At 41.7% G+C, this 17,926-nt stretch carries 7 protein-coding genes; 6 read left to right on the plus strand and 1 reads right to left on the minus strand.

Annotation, left to right across the window (positions count from 1 at the left end; genetic code table 11):
• Positions 1–132: 132 nt before the first annotated feature.
• Together BMX50_RS18610 and BMX50_RS18615 are read left to right on the plus strand one after the other, a co-directional pair.
• Positions 133–1,617, plus strand: coding sequence for a glycosyl hydrolase family 28 protein (locus BMX50_RS18610; protein WP_091212052.1), 1,485 nt, complete (start codon positions 133–135; stop codon positions 1,615–1,617).
• Between the two features lie 280 nt (positions 1,618–1,897).
• A complete protein-coding gene (locus BMX50_RS18615; RefSeq protein ID WP_208864744.1) occupies positions 1,898–2,926 on the plus strand; it encodes a glycoside hydrolase family protein in 1,029 nt (342 codons plus the stop codon).
• Positions 2,927–3,094: 168 nt separating this feature from the next.
• Here BMX50_RS18615 and BMX50_RS18620 read toward each other — a convergent pair whose 3' ends face one another.
• Entirely contained in the window at positions 3,095–4,528 is a 1,434-nt protein-coding gene (locus BMX50_RS18620) for an alpha-L-fucosidase (RefSeq protein ID WP_091212053.1), read from the minus strand.
• A gap of 890 nt (positions 4,529–5,418) precedes the next feature.
• Between BMX50_RS18620 and BMX50_RS18625 the strand changes: the two genes are divergently transcribed.
• From BMX50_RS18625 to BMX50_RS18640, 4 genes are all read left to right on the plus strand, one after another.
• Positions 5,419–9,693 (plus strand): response regulator, encoded by a 4,275-nt coding sequence (locus tag BMX50_RS18625; RefSeq protein ID WP_091212054.1) that lies wholly within the window; start codon positions 5,419–5,421, stop codon positions 9,691–9,693.
• Between the two features lie 202 nt (positions 9,694–9,895).
• Positions 9,896–13,006 carry a SusC/RagA family TonB-linked outer membrane protein gene (locus BMX50_RS18630; protein ID WP_208864745.1) on the plus strand — a complete coding sequence of 1,037 codons (3,111 nt, stop codon included), beginning with the start codon at positions 9,896–9,898 and terminating at the stop codon, positions 13,004–13,006.
• Between the two features lie 17 nt (positions 13,007–13,023).
• Complete coding sequence (locus BMX50_RS18635) at positions 13,024–14,475, plus strand: RagB/SusD family nutrient uptake outer membrane protein (protein WP_091212055.1); 1,452 nt, start codon at positions 13,024–13,026, stop codon at positions 14,473–14,475.
• Positions 14,476–14,543: 68 nt separating this feature from the next.
• Entirely contained in the window at positions 14,544–17,843 is a 3,300-nt protein-coding gene (locus tag BMX50_RS18640; RefSeq protein WP_167668010.1) for a DUF5107 domain-containing protein, read from the plus strand.
• Positions 17,844–17,926 lie beyond the last annotated feature (83 nt).

Below are 17,926 nucleotides of genomic sequence, written 5' to 3' on the forward strand. Positions count from 1 at the left end.
CTGATTTTTAAAAACCTTCCGGCAGATCAGAATTAACCGGCTTACAGGATCGTGCTATTAAGGCAGATCTGAACAGAACCGTGATGACCTGGCGAAGGATGTTTGCTGTAACTATCTAAACAATTATTCCTAATGAAACTTAAGATTTCCCTGTTGTTGTGTATGGTGTCAATTTTCAACCAACTAAAAGCACAATTAATTACTTATACCGCCCCAACCGGTGCCGGTCTGAATACTGACTATACCGTGAAAGTAAGGCAAAAATCAGGACCCTGGCAATCGGTACCAGTTTATGCCGCCACTGTTGCAGATGTTGTAAACATGAAAAGCGAATTTAAAAAAACGTCATTTGCGTATTTTGATTTTTCCGGCGAAGTTGAGGTCGCTGTTACTTACAACAGGGGGCCTATCGAAAATGCAAGGATAAGGCCTGTAGGGTTCGGTATTATCCCAAAACATAATAAAAAAAACCTCACATTTTTACTTAAGGAGCCGAAATACATTTCCGTTGAAGTAAATGGGGATATTTTTCATAACCTGCAACTATTCGGCAATCCGTTAGAAATCACAAAACCCTCAACTTTAGATACAAACGTAATCTATTTTGGCCCCGGTATACATGTGGCTGGGATAATTAAACCAAAATCAAACCAAACCGTTTATATAGCCGGCGGTGCAATTGTTCAGGGACAGATCTTAATCAACAAGGTTCAACATGTCCGCGTCACCGGCCGCGGAATACTTACCCAGCTTCCCGTTGCCGGAAACAAAGTTACCCAAAGCAGACAAGGCGCGGCAAAGTCCAGAAATGATCAGCTGACTATAAATTATTCAAGCGACATTGAAGTAGAGGGGATTACTGTACTTCCACATAAGTACAGCATTTGCATGGGCCAGGTTAACAAGGTTAACATAAGCAATTTCAAATCTATTAGCTTTGAGGGAAATGCGGATGGTATAGATGTATTTTGCAGTTCTAACGTCGCGATCAATAATATTTTTATGAGAAATTCTGATGATTGTATCGCATTGTATGGACATCGGTGGAACTTTTATGGCAATGTGGATAATGTTTCAGTGAAAAACGCGGTACTCTGGGCAGATATCGCCCATCCGATCCTGGCAGGAACACATGGTGATCCGGAGCATCCGGATACGCTCCGAAAACTTTCATTTAAAAATATCGATATACTGGAGCAACACGAGCATCAGGTTGATTACCAAGGATGTTTGGCCCTGAACGCAGGGGATAGCAATCTTATAGAGGAGGTGAGCTTCGAGGATATCCGAATAGAGGATTTCAGGGAGGGGCAGCTTCTTAATTTAAGAGTGATGTTTAACCATAAATATAATACCGCGGCTGGTTTTGGAATACGGAACGTACTTTTTAAAAATATACGATATAATGGCAGCCATGCTAATTTATCGGTTATCGCCGGTTATAACGAAACCAGGAACATCAGAAATGTTACTTTCGAAAACCTTTCAATCAACGGTTTGGTAATAGCTGATGACATGGCTGGCAAGCCGGTATATTATAAGACATCTGACATGGGCAGAATTTTTATTAGTGAACACGCAGATAACATCATATTCAAATCCCGCGCGACTAAGTAACAAGCCAGATTTTTCACAAATTAACGATATGGGTATTAGCCTTTACTTGCACTAAAAACATGGTGCCAGGAAAATGTCGTAATTGGTGAAACGTAGTTCTGCGGCCTTTCTTCTTAGAATGAATTCAAAAGCATCGGGCGGGGGGGATTGATATGCGGGGTTAACTGAAAGATAATTAAGCAATAAGAACGTATTTTATATCAGAATGAGCTCATCCGGCGCTCTGTTTTTTTATTCTTTTGTAGTAACTACTAACACTTAAAAGAATATCATTTAACGAATGAATTACCAGAATTTTCACCGCATATTTCTTGCTCTTTTTTTGATAGCTGTACTTCATGAAATTGCTCCTGCCCAGCAATTATCAGTAGCGAAGCATGCTCCAAAACCGTTATACCGGGATCCGGTATATGATGGGGCTGCGGATCCCGCTGTGATATGGAACCGTCGCGAACGGAAATGGTTTATGTTTTACACGAACCGTCGCGCTAAGGACACTGCTATAGGCGGGGTTGCCTGGGTGCACGGAACCCGGATCGGAATTGCAGAGTCAGTCGACAGGGGGGCCACCTGGACTTACCGGGATACTGCCAACATAGGATATCGCCCCGATTCCGGATATACCTTTTGGGCACCTGAGATTATAAACTTTCGTGGTTTGTACCATATGTTTCTTACCTACGTTCCAGGCGTGTTTAATGACTGGAACCATCCGAGGCTCATTATTCATTTAACAAGTAAGAATCTGTTAAATTGGAAATACGACGCAACGCTCAAATTAGTTAACGATAGGGTGATTGACCCTTGTGTAATCAGGTTACCGGATGGAAAATGGCGTATCTGGTACAACAACGAATCCGATCATAAATCGATATATTTCGCTGACAGTCCTGATCTTTTTCATTGGACTGCAGTGGGAAAAGCTGTTTCCGATGAACCGGGTGAAGGGCCTAAGGTATTTAAATGGAAGTCGAAATACTGGTTGATTACCGATATATGGAAAGGCCTGGCTGTTTATAATTCGGACGACCTGGTTAATTGGGTAAGACAAAAAAACAACTTACTCGGCATACCGGGGAAAGGAAAGGATGACGGGGTTATCGGCGGTCATTGTGATGTTGTGGTCAGTGCAAATAACAAAGCCTATTTGTTTTATTTCACACATCCGGGTAGAAGGAAAGATCTGGCCCAAAATAGCATATATGAGCGTCAGCGAAGCAGTATACAGGTAACCGAATTATTTGAAAATAACGGCGGGTTAACGTGTGACAGAAACTCATCACCCCTCATCAACTTAATTGCACGATAGTTGTGTGCTTGAATACAATTGTATTAGTAACGATGATTACCCTATACGTTATTAAGCAAATTAATTACATGCATAGGAAAATGGGTGGTGAGGCGTCGAATATTTAATAACTAATGGTTCATATCAGCAGCTTATTTTGTCAGATGTTTGCTGATATGAACCTGCACGCTACCGGGCATTGGTAACATTAAAAACGGAGATGCTGCACATCATAGCACCTTCGGTGATATCATTGATGACCTTGAACCTTAAAGCTGTGCCCGTTACATCTGGGAATGATTCGATCCGTTTATGTCCTATTGTCTGTCCTTCGGCAATTTGTTTCCATTGACCATCGATTTTTGCCTCCAATGTATATCGGGCAATTTTCTGACCCTTTTGGAGATCTTCCATCATGATGACGTGGTTAAAGGTCTTCGTACCATTGAAGTCGAGTGTCTGTGCCGGCTGCCGTGAATTAGATTTTGCAACGGGAGCAGAAAAACGTCGTTTTATTTCGTCTCCGGTTGCTTTGGCTGCGGCAATAAGATCTGCAGGGATCAGGCCCGAACGATCTGGTGGCATATTAATGATCAGCCCTGAACCTCTTCCTATGGTTTGATAATATACTTTCATGCGCTGCTTGAGTAGCGTTGGTTTACGTGGGCCATCCCACATCCAGCCACCGGTGCTGAAACCATTCGTGGTAGGCGCGAGTTGCGGGCGATAATATTTGCCAAGGGGCAACCCTGTGTTAGCATGATCCCACTTATAGGTTTTGCTTACGGTGTAAGCAGTACCGTCAATAGTATTAAGCGCGTTCCACAGCGGGTAGCCGGCGTAACCATTTTCGTTCCCAACATGCTCAACATCGCGACCCAGTAACAGGCACTTTGGCTGAAGCATATGGGCGTATTTGGTTAGTATTGCATAAAAAGATCTGAACTTGCCGCCGTGGGGAATAGAGTCCAGTACATCTGAACGTCCGAAATGATCATCCCAAATAAAAGCCAGTGGCCCGTAATTTGTCATTAGCTCCCTCAGCTGTTCCTTTTCTTTTTTGAGGGCGAGGTCATATGTAGCCTGATCATTAAGTTTGTCGATGTTTCCCGTTGCCCCGCCTTTATAACCGGTATGGACTGCCTCCCAATGTAAATCTATCCACGGCGCGGTATACAAGCCCACCTTTAAACCATATTTTCTGCACGCATCAACAAATTCTCTGACAATATCGCCTTTCCCGTTCTTGTATGGGCTTGACTTTATACTGTAATCAGTTGTGCTTGTAGGCCATATGCAAAAACCTTGTTCGTGTCTCGCGGTAAGTACCACATATTTCGCTCCCAGCGCCTTGGCCGCCAGCACCCACTGCTCAGCATCCAGGTTGGTAGGGTTAAATGCTGAAGCAGGCGTACTGCCCTGAATTGCGCCTTGTGGTGCATAAGTATCAATACTGAAATGAATGAATACTCCAAGCTCCATGTTTTGGAAAGCCAGCTGTTCAGGAGTGGGGCGGGCTATTCGAATACTCTGGGCCATGCAGCGGCTGTGAAATGTAAAAGTTGTTACTGCCACTAAGAAAATTCCTATCAATATTTTCCTCATAAATAGTCTGAATGCCATAGATGTTATTTTGGTTAATCGGTTTGTCAGAGCCTATGTTAATTAAATTTCAGAGAATAAAATTGCCTGGTGTTAGACTTATAATATGATTTAATTTAAATCACTTTCTAAACGCCAATGACTTTTAATCTGCTGGAATATTTGAAATTGGTCGATACAAATAAATGTAAAAGCTCCAGGATAATGGCGCTCAAAATGGTATAAATTAAGTTCGAATTGCTTTTTTATTTGTATTAATGTTATTTGCATGTTGTTTACTGAAAGGGAGTTTCCCTTGTTAGCCGTTCACAGTGCGAAAGCATTGAAGTAATGAAATTTTATTATAAGGTCTGTAAATAGCGGTAAAAACTTTATCTGGCTGTTTGTGCCTCTTGTTGGTCCTAAACACAGCCCGCCAAACCACAACCCTGCTAAAATGACTTAATAGAATGTTAAATGTAGCCATAACAATTATATTGTTATATTATTGAATTTATGGACATTTGAATATTGTACCTGAACTAATCAAAAAATTAGTGTTGACGTGAAGATGAGTAAAGTGAATATTGCTTACTCATAAATTAGTTAGTGAACAGACCAGTTTAAACCAATTCAATTTTATATAGTAATTAAAGCAATAATGACTTTCAGCTTAAAACAGTCTGTTCTGAAGGTAAATAATGTCAAGTCTATAAAAAAGAAAATTCAGATGGGTTGACACCAACAAAGTTCAACCTATAAAAGCAATTAAATTATTTTTCGCACGGCCAGAAGGCCAGGTTTTAAGATAATGGTAATTGTTTTTAACGGTTTTTAATTGTTAAAAAAACAATTAAAAACCGTTAAAAGTTGGAGGATTGGTAAAAAACCCGGCCTCACTAAAATGTTAAGCATTAAATAAAGTATTTTTTATGATAAGCGACACTTTATTTGAGTCAATTTCCAGGCCTTTTTATACCGGTAACAAAAAGGGCTGGTACCAGTTGTTTTTAAAAAATAAAACTATCGTTTTAATCATGAACGTTTACAAACTTTTTAGATGTTTTGCAAATGTGGGAATTTATTTGCTGATTATGGTTTTGGGCACGTCCAAAGCCGGTGCGCAACAGAATTCTTTAAAATTCTCCTATTTAACAGTAGATGAAGGTTTATCTCATACAGATATAAAGGAGGTAAAACAAGATAAACTGGGTTTCATTTGGATTGCTACACTGTTTGGTTTAGACAGGTATGACGGTCATGAAATCAAAAAGTTTTATAATACCACCGTATCAAAAAACTACTCTGTAAAGAACAGGATCAGGAGTATGTGCCTGGATGAAAATGATCGTTTGTGGCTGGGGTCTGAAGATGGCATCCAGTTTTTCGACCCACGTTCCGAAAAGTATACTAATGTGGATAACGCTGAACGTAATACCGGAAAAAAGACATATACCCGTTTAATAGCATTAAAAGGAGGAATATTAGCTACAATAGCAGATAAAAAGTTCAGGATATTTACATCAAAAGGCAATTTGCTGACTGAAGTTTCGGTAATATCTCCGTTTGGGGTGAACTTTTCCGATATGATGGCCGATGATCGGGGTAATATCTGGTTGTCCGGTAGTCAGGGATTGTGGATCCTTGACCGCGCTTATAAGTTCAGATACTTGGGTTTTGCCGGCGAAAAGCAGGCCAGAAATTTGCTGAAGATTTTTCAGAACCGAAACAAGCAGTTAATCATAGTGGATGGTACCAGCGTAATTCTCACCAAGGAAGGTACTGGAATATTGCAAAATGGAGCAGGGGCGGGCTTACATCAGCAAAAACGGCGATTAATTCCTGGGTGCTCGACTATTCACGATGTACTGCAGGATAAAAATCTCGATTATTGGATTTGTACCGATGGAGGATTGTTCCTGTTGGACAAAAACTTCAATATTAAGCAAACTATAACTTCCCGCAGTTTTGTAAATAGTTTAAATACAAATTACCTGGATAAGATATTTATTGACAGGTCAGAATGTTTGTGGGTATGCACCTTTGGGGACGGACTTAACTTTTGTGATTTAAATGCAAAGTTGTTCTATACATTTCAGCGAAACCCGGAAGTGTCCAATACATTATCTGGTAATCATATAAGATCTGTACTTGAGGAGTCTGGACATATTGTTTGGGTGGGTACCAATGCGAACGGGCTAAACAAGTATGACTATAAGACTAAAATGTTCATCCATTTTAACGCAGATGAAGGTAATGCCAGGCTGAAGAGTAATGAGGTTGATGCTTTGGAATTGGATAACGACAATAATTTATGGGTTGGAAGTGACCGGGGGATAGACATAATCAATAAACGACGTGATGGCTTATTCAGACCCTCGGGATTTAAAACATTTCCAGGCCATTCGCTTGCAAGTCTCTCCAGGGATTGTTTTGGAAATATTTGGTTTGGGAGTTATTATAATGGCTATGGAGTTATTCTGAAGGATAAAAATCAAAATTATAAGGTCATTTATAAAGGGCCTGGTTCCGGTTACATGGTTAAAGCAGATAAAAACAAGCCCGAGGTGCTTGTTTCAAGTATTGATGGCCTGCAACGACTTCATATCGACAGCCAGGGAAATGTTATAAGGAAATATCGGTACAGGGTAAATAACAGGTCCAACTCATTAAGTTCAGATTACCTGTTTCCTGTTCAAAAACAAGGTGACAAGGCTTATTGGATAGGAACGATCGGAGGGGGGCTGGATTATCTTAGGCTTGAAAATAAGGATGCTTATAGTGTAAAAGTATTTGATGGTAAATATGGCGTATTTAACGATGTTGAAGCAATTGAAATTGATGGGAAAGGAAATGTGTGGATGGGTGGAAACGGGCTTGAACGGTTCGATGTGCGAACTAAACAATTAACGAGGTTTGATAAAAATGATGGGCTCCAAAGTAACAGTTTCAAAGTTGGTGCATCATTTAAAGGAGAGGATGGGAGATTGTATTTCGGAGGGATAAATGGCCTCAATTATTTTTTTCCTGACAGTATCAAGCTGAACGAAATTCCTGCCCGGCCTATCTTTACTGATCTTCTGATAAACAATAAAAGCACGCACATTGATCAAAATCTTAATTCGGAAAACAGTTTACCGGTAGCTATTCCCTATGCCCGAAAACTTGTGCTGAATTATCTCCAAAATAATTTCGTTATATCGTTCTCTGCCATGCATTATGCTAATTCTGCGAAATGCCGATACAGATATAAATTACTGGGCTTTGATAAAGAGTGGCAATATACCAGCGGTAAAAATCCCGCCGCAGCATACACAAACCTTGACTACAATAGTTATTCGTTAGTGCTGGAGGCAACCAATAACGATGGTATTTGGAGCAAAAATAAGGCTTCTCTTGATATCGAAATTATTGCGCCATGGTGGAAATCATCTTTTGCGCGGGGAATATACCTAATACTAATACTTTCCGTATTGATCGGTATTTATATTTATCAGGCCAGGTGGTTCAGATTGAAAAAGGAACTTGCCGTTAGGGATGTTGAAGAAAGGAAAAGGGAGGAAATGCATTTACAGCGCGAAGAACTTTATCAACAACAACTGCAGTTTTTTACCAATATATCCCACGAGTTCCGTACCCCGCTTACATTGATCCTGGGACCGCTTGAAAATCTGATATTAGAAAACTCCAATGCTATTTACAGGCACACATTTCAGATTATGCACCGGAATGCAAAAAGGCTCATTAATCTTATTAACGAGTTAATGAACTTCCGAAAGGTGGCCGACAATGCTATAAATCTTCGGGTTACTCCCGTGAAAATAGACGACTTCGTAACCGGATTATATGAAGAGTTTAAAGAATCAGCAGATAACAGTCGTATTGAATTTTTCTTGAAAATAGTTGATACCAGGTTGGTTTATATAGATAAACAGGTATTGGAGAAAATTTTATTTAATTTATTAAACAACGCGTTTAAGTACACAGCTTCCGGAGGAATGGTAACGCTTGAGGTTTTTGCCGATATCGGTTCCCTCACTCCGCTTTATCAAAGCGAGTTTAAACTTATTAATAAATATCGGGCTGATCACTACATTTTTTTTAGGATCGCAGACACAGGCATAGGTATTTCGGCAGATTCGATAGGGCAAATATTTGACCGTTATTATCGAATTAACAATAACCACATAGGATCTGGCATCGGGCTTGCATTAGTAAAGAATCTGACCTTATTACATAAGGGAGATATTTACGTTTATAGCGAAAGACATGCAGGTACCGAAATTATTATTGCATTGCCGAGTGGCGAACAAAACTATTCTTCAACTGAAAAATGGCACAACGTACCCGGAAGTACTGCAATAATGCTTGAAAGCCTCGATATTTCAGTGTTGTCGGAGAGAGCTATCCAACCGCCCCCTGATAGTTATACTCCACACCAGCGAAAGCAGCATATCCTGCTGGTTGAAGATAATGATGAACTAAGATCGTTTTTAAAAGAGACACTGGAAAAACAATATTTCGTTTATGAGGCGGTGAACGGCCAACGGGGTTACGAAATCGCGGTCGAACATATTCCTGACCTTATCATCAGTGATGTAATGATGCCTGTTATGAATGGAGTGGAATTATGCCGCCAGGTAAAGGCCGCATTTGAAACAAGTCATATACCTTTTCTTTTTTTGTCGGCTAAAAGTGCGTTGGAAGCCAGACTGGAAGGCCTGGAGTCGGGAGCAGATTTCTATATTGCCAAGCCGGTCAGTATCGAATTGCTGATGTTGACAATAAACAACCTGTTTGAACAAAAACGTAAACTGAAATTAAAATATACACAAGATTATTATGCAGAAGCCACTGAACTGGTGCACTCAACCCAGGACAAAGAGTTCCTTGATAAATTGATAGGCCTCATCGAAAAAAACATTCATAATCAGGAGCTCGATGTTGATTTTTTATGCAATAACATGTTTACCAGTCGTTCAAAGTTGTATAAAAAAATTAAAAGTATCTCAGGGCAATCAATTAATGAATTTGTAAGAACCATCCGGTTAAAGCGGGCAGCCCATATCATGACACATGAGGATGTAACCCAAAACGAAATCATTGACAGAATCGGGATATTGAGTGTTTCTTATTTTCAAAAGGCATTCCGAAAGGAATTTGGAAAAACTCCGTCCCAGTTTATCCAATCCATCAAACGTTCATAGGGCAAAATCTAATAGAATCAACCTAAATTAATAATCTGCCTTCTTTTTATAGCAATTTGAGCGTAATATAAACCAATTACAGCGTGCCGTATAATCGGGTTTTGGCCTTGATTTGTGCAGCCAATTAGTACTCCGTTTAATTCAATGGCATTTCGCCAGTCAACGGTCACTCTTGGAAAACCAAATTAACCAATGCTGTATTATGAGTAAAAAATTACAAACAATTTTTGGAGCACATCCAATTAACCATGGGGGTATGAACATTTTGCCCCGGCAGCGCCATTGTGGGCGCTTTTTATTATTGTTCGCGTTCTTTATTGCGTTTGTTCCTTTTGTTGCCAGGGCGCAGGGCTCTGCAGTTTCAGGAACAGTGGTAGACGAAAAGGGGCTTCAGATGCCCGGTGTAACAGTGGGCGTCAAGGGGACAACAGTTGTTCAGGTTACGGATACCAAAGGGCATTTTATTATTAAACTGCCTCCCGGTAATACGGTGCTTTCGTTTTCTTTTATCGGGTATGTAAAACAGGAAATTAACGCAGGTGCACAATCTGAGTTGAAAGTTACACTTGTTCCGGATAATAAGAACCTTTCTGAAGTGGTTGTTGTGGGCTATGGCACACAGAAAAAAAGTGATGTGACAGGCGCGCTTTCCAGTCTTTCATCTAAAGATTTCAAGGATCAACCGGTTACCCGCATTGATCAGGCACTGCAGGGGCGTGTAGCCGGCGTTCAGGTTGTTAGTAATTCCGGGGCACCGGGAGGCGACGTGTCAATTAGGGTGAGGGGATCTAACTCGATTCTGGGTGACAATAATCCGCTCTATGTGATTGATGGCTTTATAGGCGGAGACTTTAATAATCTTAACCCCGATGACATCGCAAATATTGAAGTTTTAAAAGATGCGTCGAGTACCGCGATTTATGGTAGTAGGGGTGCTAATGGTGTTGTTCTCGTTACTACAAAAAAAGGCAATTCACAAAAGCAGGAAATAACGCTAACTCCTATTTTTTATTCATCCCGCCCGCTTAAAAAATTTGATTTGTTAAATGCAGCCGATTTTGCGACTACGGTGAATGAGAGAAATGCAGCTGTCGGGATCGCCCCGAGCTTTACCCCCGCCCAAATAGATAATTTCAGGGCAAAGGGAGGTACAGACTGGCAGGATGAGGTATTTCGAAACGGTGCAGGACAGGAATATAAACTGGCATATTCCGGAGGAAGTGCGAAAACTTCATTTTTTATGTCGGGAGACTATCTTAATCAGGATGGGATAGTAATCAATTCCAATTATAAGAGATACGCGATCCGATCAAATATCAATACAACCTTTTCAGATAAATTAAGCACACGGCTAAATATATCTGCCATCAGGAGAGAGTCGTTGAATATCAGCAATCAGGGTATCAATGGTTCTGTAGCTCAGGCCCTGGCATGGGCACCTACCACATCGATCAGGGATGCATCCGGCCAATATACCAAAGTGGATCCTACTGGTTCTATTTATAATAACCCTGTTGCTTTGGCGAACGACAAAAAGAATGTTCTGGATAATTCGAATATAACTTTAAATGGCGGGGCAAATTATCATTTCTTCAAAGATCTGTCATTAGATGTAAGCTTTGGTGTTGACTATCAGAATTTGCAAGGCAAGAATTATTCAGGTCCTTCTATTACCAACAATATTCCTAATGCCAGCCGTACATCAACAGAATTGTTAAACCTGCAAAATACCAACACATTAAACTACTCACACGTTTTTAATAATGTACACAGTTTGAATGTTACTGCAGTTTTTGAACAGCAGAAATACACCTCGACCGGATTTAGCGCAAACGCCAACAGTTTAACTTTTTCAAATCTTGGATATGATAACCTGGCTTTGTCTACTACCCAGTCTGCCGGTGCCAGTTATTCCGGATCGGCACTTATTTCTTATTTGGGAAGAGTTAATTATTCTTACAAAGACAAATATTTGTTAACTGTTTCCGTTAGGCGTGACGGCTCTTCCAAATTTCAGCCAACTAACCAGGAAAGCACATTCCCTTCGGTTGCTCTGGGGTGGAAGCTTTCTGAAGAACCCTTTATTAAAAGACTGAACATTTTTGACCAGTTTAAATTAAGAGGAAGCTGGGGACTGACAGGAAGCCAGGCAATTAATCCGTATGCTACCCTCTCAACCTATTTAAACGACGCATTTTCGGCGGCTAATAGTTTTAATAATACCACAGTTAACTCTGGGATCGTGCTTGGGAACGCCGCTAATCCAAACCTGAAATGGGAAACAACAAGGGCGGAAGATCTGGGCCTGGATATCTCTCTTTTCAACAACCGGTTAAATTTTACTGCCGATGCATATCTTAAAAATACCAAAGATTTGCTTTTATCGCTGCCCTTGCCCGGATATGCCGGCGGTGGAAGTATCATCAGCAATGTTGGGAAAATGAAGAACAGCGGGCTTGAATTTAATTTAGGTGGTACACCGGTCCAATCCGGGAAATTTAGCTGGTCATCATCTTTCAATATCACGTTCCAGAAAAACCTGGTGAAAAGCTTAGGGACACTGGCCAGCGTGTTTTCTGACAAAACGGTAGCTAATGCAGGCGGGGGCTTATCAACGCAACCCGAATTTATTATTAAACCGGGCTACGCATTGGGTTCTTACTGGGGGCTGAAATATCTTGGAACATGGAAACCGTCGGAAGCCGCTGAAGCCGCAAAATTTGGTAATAAACCGGGAGATTCCAAATATCAGGATATGGACGGCGATAACGCGATTACCGGCAGTGATTTCCAAATCATTGGCAATGGTACCCCTAAGCAATCACTTGGCTGGAACAATACCTTTAATTACGGTGATTTTTCTTTAAATATATTCATTCAGTCACTTCTCGGTTTCAAAAAGCTGGATTATTCGTACGCCAGTTCCATTACTGCTAATGCCAATGCCAAACAGGCTACCAATGTAGGAATAAAGAACAGGTATATCCCCGGCAGCAATGAAACATCTGATATCCCTGCTTTCAGCACAACCAACAAGGATTATTTTGAGTCGAGCCGATTTCTCGAAAACGGGAACTTTGTACGCGTGAAAAACCTGAGCTTTTCTTACCACCTGCCTCAGGGCATGATCAAAAATGTTGATCTGAAATTCTTTATTGGAGCTACAAACTTATTCACAATAACCAAATACAAGGGTTTCGACCCCGAATCGACTAATGCCGGCTCAGGTTCGGACATTAACCAGGGAATTGATTTCGGCTCATACCCTAACTCAAAGACATTTAATGCAGGATTAATCTTGAAATTTCAATAGCTAATAAAACTTAAGTCATGAAAAAGATTTTAATTGTAATAATGGCCCTATCAGCTTTAAGCTGTAAAAAGGCCCTTAAAGAAGACCCTAAGGGTCAGGTAGTAGGCACGCAGGCATTAGGTACAGTATCCGGCTTGAACGCCGCGCTTGTAGGAGCGTACAAACCGCTATCCACAACATGGGTCAATGGTTTTACAACAGCGGCAGCAGTAGCGGTGTGTATGGGATCTGATGACCTCACCACGCACCCCGCAAGTAATAAGGCAGATCTGAGAGAATTTGATCAGTATCATGTATCAAATTTAAATGGTAGAATGCTCAATATCTGGAACGGGTGCTACAAATCAATTCAGGGCGCAAATAATATCATTAATAATTATAAAACTACATCTGGCGATGCAGCTTCGATCAGTCAGATCGTTGGCGAAGCTTATTATCTGCGCGCATTAGACTATTACTGGTTGATCAGGCTTTGGGGAAAAATTCCGTTGATCACATCGGAGGTGTATGATCCGGAAGTGTTAAAGGTTAGTACATCTGCCCCGGCTGAAGTTTATAAACTGATTGAAAGTGACCTGCTTAACGCAGAAAAAATGATGGCTAATAAAAAGCTTGATGCAGGCCGTGCGTCAAAAGGTGCCGCATCCGCGCTTTTGGCTGATGTTTATTTAACTGAAGGAGGCTGGCCGATAAACGATAACGCCAAATATGCGCTGGCTGCGGCCAAAGCAAAAGAGGTAATCGACAATAAGGCTGCTTATGGCTTCGACCTTGTTTCTGATTTGAGTACTTTATGGCAGAATACCAAAACGGGAGCTGCAACATCTGAGGAAGTATTCGCTATTCATAACTGTGGTGCATGTAACTGGTTTAATGCCAATGCACTATATGGTTCATCAGCAATGCCGGGGGAAGAAAATGGCTGGGACGATTATTTTACAGAAATCAGATTTTTTAATGATTTTCCGGCCGGTATACGAAAAGACGTCACATTTCATACCGTAATCAAAAAGAACGATGGTACAACGATCCCCTGGCAGAGCGATGCCGTTAAGCATCCTTACTTTCAAAAATTCAGGGCACCTGTAGAAGGCAGTACAGATGGGTCCAGTGGCACTGTACATATGATGCGATATGCTCATGTATTATTAATTTATGCCGAAGCTGCAGCAAGGACAGGAAATGTTAACGAAGAGGCTTACAATAGTATCAATGCCATTCGCACCCGGGCAGGCTTAGCTCCCTTAAGCGGCTTATCTACAACTGACTTTGTAAACGCGGTCATTAATGAAAGGGCATGGGAGTTTGCAGGAGAGTTTACCAGGTGGTTTGATATAACCCGCTTACAAATGTTACCGCAAATCATTGCCAAAAGAGATCCTTCTGAAAACGCGCCGATCGGAGCTCCGCAATACTATCTGCCTATACCGGCTGGTGATCTTCAGCTTGACCCGAATTTAGGAAAATAATACTTCGGCAACCAGGCACACCAAACGACTTCAGATCCCTAATGAAAAACAATAAATTAATATTAAATATGATCGGAATCGCCTTTTTGGCGATTCCATCTTTTGTTTCCGCTCAGGAACCTGTTACGATACGTGAAGTTGAACAGGTTATACCAACTTATATGTCTGGTTTACCGGATCCAAACCCTATGTTTTTTTTCGGCAAAGAATCCCAGGGTGCTGAAGGGCGAATATATCCTTATCCCCTTTATGATAATCTAACCAACAAGCTTGGTGAAAAAACATATCAGCTCATTTATCTTGAGAATGAATATGTTAAGATCGGCATCTTACCCGAAATTGGTGGCAGGATATTTTCTGCACTGGATAAAACCAATAATTACGATTTTGTTTACAATCAACATGTTATTAAACCTGCGCTTATCGGTTTAATCGGATCGTGGATTTCGGGCGGTATCGAATGGAATATCCCTCATCATCACAGGGCAAGCACTTTTATGCCTGTACAGTGGAGCAAGGAAGAGCATGCCGATGGGAGTAAAACAATTTGGGTTGGTGAGCTTGAGATCCGTCAGCGTATGCGCTGGGCTGTTGGTTACACACTGCGGCCTGGTAGCTCTGTGCTTGAATGTGCTGTGCGCATCATCAACAGAACACCACTTGCAAACACGATGCTCTGTTTTGCCAATGTTGCTGTTCATACAAACAAAGATTACCAGGTTATTTTTCCTCCCGCTACGCAGTGGGCCACCGGCCACAAAAAACGCGAGTTTTTTAAATGGCCCGTCGTTGATATGCTGGATATGAGCTTCTATAAAAATAACTATAAATCAGCCTCATGGTTCGCCGTAAATAACCAGGATGATTTTGTTGCCGGATATGATCATGGTGTAAATGCCGGAACAATGACCATTGCCGATCATCACATAGTTCCCGGAAAGAAATTTTTTACCTGGGGAGTGGATAACATGTGGGATAAAATTCTGACGGATAAAGACGGTCCTTACCTCGAAATTATGGTGGGCGCTTATTCAGATAACCAACCGGATTATTCCTGGCTACAACCTTTTGAAGAGCGTTCTTTCCTGATGTCCTGGTACCCTTTTCGGGGGATAGGAGGTGTGAAGAACTCGAACTTAGACGCTGCTGTAAACCTTGAGGTTAAAGCCGGAAAAGCAGTGCTTGGCTTTTACACAACCCATGCTTATAAAAGCGCGTCGGTTAGTTTACGTGCTGGCGATAAAACGTTGATTCAGGAGAGTATCACTATTGATCCTGGAAAACCGTATACTGCCGAGATTACATTACCTGTTGGGTTGGATGAACATGATCTTCGGGCCTCTATTACAGCCGGGGGGCGTGAACTGGTATCGTATTCCCCGGTTCGCCTGGTGCCGGTGCCGAAGCCTGTTGGCACTTTACCGGTAGGCCGGCCCCAAACGATTAAAAATGATGAAGAACTTTTCCTGGCAGGCCAGCGCGTTGATCAGTTTCATGATGCCCGTCTCGATGCTGATCTTTACTGGGAAGAGTTGCTGAAACGTGATTCAGGTAACGTAAGTGCCAACACCGGCATGGGGATACTGAATTTACAAAAAGCTAAGTACACGACAGCTGAGAAATATTTTAACAAAGCATTGGCGCGCCTGACTGCGCAATATACCACACCCAAAAATGCTGAACCTCTTTATTACCTTGGGGTGGCGCTAAAAGCACAGGGGCGGCTTGAGGATGCTTATGCGGCTTTTTACAAAGCAACCTGGAGCCAGGAATGGAAATCGCCATCTTTTTTCTCGTTAGCCGAAATTTCATCGTTAAACGGGAATTATGCGGAGGCATTGAATTTAGTGAACCAGGCTTTGGATGCAAACGCGTTGAATCTCCGGGCTTACGGCCTTAAAGCGGCGCTGTTGCGTAAGCTTGGCCGTACAGAAGAGGCATTGAATTTGTTGGCGTATGCCAGCGAAAAAACAGATCCGCTTGACGTACGTTTTATGGCCGAAAAATGGCTGGCCACCAAAGCAGGCGATGATTACGAAAGGCTTGTGAAGACGCTAACAGAGAATCAGCCAGATGCTCAGGAAGTTGCCGCTGAGTATTACGATGCCGGACTTTGGAGTGACGGCCTGGCTGTTCTGGAAACAATTGTTTTAAAAGATGGCGGGAATACTGTGTCGCCACTGGTCTATTATTATCTTGGTGATTTCGCTGAAAAACTAAACGAAAAAGAACCGGCGGCAGCCTATCGGCACAAGGCGAGCCTTCAGTTGCCTGATTACGTTTTTCCCTTTCAATCAGAGGTTATCAATGTGCTCAGAAGGGCTATGCTGGCAAACCGAAAAGATGCAAAGGCTCCTTATTATCTTGGAAACCTGCTTTATGATTGGCAACCGGAAGAAGCTTTCAGTTTATGGCAGGCATCGGCGGCAATAGATCCTGAATTCCCGGTTACGTGGAGAAATCTGGCTATAGCGTATGCTCACCTGCCTGGAAAAGATTCGCAAATTAAAGCGATTGCCAGCCTTGAAAAAGCAGTATCATTTAAAAATCCTTATCCAACGCATTTTGCTGAATTAGACAGGCTTTATAAGGCTGCGGGCACCTCTGTTACAAAGCGGCTCAGCATTTTGGAAAAAAATGAAGCGGTGGTTGCACAAAATGATGAAGCGCTTGGCGATATGATTACCCTGAAGATATTTACAGGCAAAGCCGATGCAGCCATTCAGTTGCTGCAATCACGAACTTTTAGCATCTGGGAAGGTGGTAGCGCATTTAATACCGGGTTAGCCTGGGCAGATGCCCACCTGGTTAGAGGGCTTAAGTTTTACAGGGCTATGAAGTATCAGGAAGCTATAGCCGATTTTGAAGCTGCCCTGCTGCCCCCCGATAATCTGCGGGCCGAACAGCGTTTCGATGTACATAAAGTAGCACTTTTTTATTGGACAGGATGCGCTTACGCGGCTTTGGGCGAGAAGAAAAAGGCCGATATTGCCTGGAAAAATACGTTCGCTTTAAAAGAAACTGAGTATGCCGGTGGCCATGATAAAACAGGAAGCAAAACTTTAAAAGCAAACGAACAGCTCTATTTTCAAACGCTCGCAAAACAAAAAATCAATTTAACCGGTCCATCTCCGGCAGCATTTGAAGAAATGATAAAATCAGGGGCAGCCGATGCCTTAGCTGCAAAAAAGGCTATAGGAGTATCCGGACCGGTAGCGCCTGATACAAATGCTGCAGAAGCACATTATGTAGCAGGCCTTGGTTATTTGGGGCAGGGACAGCAAGAAAATGCCAGAAAAGAATTTACAAACGCTTTGGCTTTATCTCCTGATTTTCTAAATGCGCAACTTGCACTTGACTGGCTTTAAGTGAAATACTTGATAACTATTTTTTGTCCTTTATTGAAAAATCGATTAACTCACCATAAAAATCATTGTTTGAGTAAATTATA

The organism is Mucilaginibacter gossypiicola, assembly GCF_900110105.1.
Taxonomy (GTDB): domain Bacteria; phylum Bacteroidota; class Bacteroidia; order Sphingobacteriales; family Sphingobacteriaceae; genus Mucilaginibacter; species Mucilaginibacter gossypiicola.

What these genes read in the sequence shown, in the direction of transcription:
- BMX50_RS18610 (WP_091212052.1), top strand. Translation starts at nt 133, where the DNA reads ATGAAACTTAAGATTTCCCTGTTGTTGTGTATGGTGTCAATTTTCAAC.
- BMX50_RS18615 (WP_208864744.1), top strand. Translation starts at nt 1,898, where the DNA reads ATGAATTACCAGAATTTTCACCGCATATTTCTTGCTCTTTTTTTGATA.
- BMX50_RS18620 (WP_091212053.1), bottom strand. Translation starts at nt 4,528, where the DNA reads ATGGCATTCAGACTATTTATGAGGAAAATATTGATAGGAATTTTCTTA.
- BMX50_RS18625 (WP_091212054.1), top strand. Translation starts at nt 5,419, where the DNA reads ATGATAAGCGACACTTTATTTGAGTCAATTTCCAGGCCTTTTTATACC.
- BMX50_RS18630 (WP_208864745.1), top strand. Translation starts at nt 9,896, where the DNA reads ATGAGTAAAAAATTACAAACAATTTTTGGAGCACATCCAATTAACCAT.
- BMX50_RS18635 (WP_091212055.1), top strand. Translation starts at nt 13,024, where the DNA reads ATGAAAAAGATTTTAATTGTAATAATGGCCCTATCAGCTTTAAGCTGT.
- BMX50_RS18640 (WP_167668010.1), top strand. Translation starts at nt 14,544, where the DNA reads ATGATCGGAATCGCCTTTTTGGCGATTCCATCTTTTGTTTCCGCTCAG.